General features: G+C 68.6%; 1 protein-coding gene. It reads right to left on the bottom strand.

Going from position 1 to position 783, the window contains the following annotated elements; genetic code table 11:
• A partial coding sequence (locus tag ABD330_RS32370; RefSeq protein WP_344469891.1) for an FG-GAP repeat domain-containing protein occupies positions 1–783 on the bottom strand: 783 nt, incomplete at its 5' end.

Below are 783 nucleotides of genomic sequence, written 5' to 3' on the forward strand. Positions count from 1 at the left end.
TCAGGCGCCGGCGGCGATCTGGCCGTAGTCGATCCAGCCGCCGTTTCCGTCCATGCCGTTGTTGGCGAAGGCGTTGACGGTGTTGTTGGGGTTGGTGAGGAGGTAGTCGGCGCGGCCGTCGCCGGTGATGTCGGCGAAGTTGACGGCGTTCTGGTTGGTGGTGAGGCCGAGGGCGGCCTGTCCGGGGTTGTTCCAGCCGCCGTGTCCGTCGCCGCCTCGGTTGAGGTAGGTGGTGATGGAGCCGTTGGGGTTGATGACGGTGTAGTCGGCCTTGCCGTCGCCGTCGAGGTCGGTCCAGCGGATGCGGCTGCGGTCGGTGGTGAGGCCGAGGGCTACCTGGCCGAGGACGTTCCAGCCGCCGTGTCCGTCGCCGCCTCGGTTGAGGTAGACGTTGACGTTGCCGTTGTCGGCGGTGCTGATGTAGTCGGCTTTGCCGTCGCCGTCGAAGTCGGCGAAGGTGACCTGGCTGGGGTTGGTGGTGGTGCCGACGGCGACCTGGCCGAGGTCCTGCCAGCCGCCGTGGCCGTCGCCGCCCTTGTTGAGCATGACGTGGACGGAGCCGTCGGGGTTGATGACGATGTAGTCGGCGCGGCCGTCGCCGTCCCAGTCGGCGAAGCGGACGCGGGACTTGTCGTTGGTCATGCCGATGGCGACCTGGCCGTAGTCCTGCCAGCCGCCGTGGCCGTCGGTGCCCTTGTTGAGGTAGACGTGGACGGAGCCGTCGTCGCCCAGGATGATGTAGTCGGCCTTGCCGTCGCCGTCCCAGTCGGCCCAGCGGACCCG

The organism is Kitasatospora kazusensis (assembly GCF_039529945.1).
Taxonomy (GTDB): Bacteria; Actinomycetota; Actinomycetes; order Streptomycetales; family Streptomycetaceae; genus Kitasatospora; species Kitasatospora kazusensis.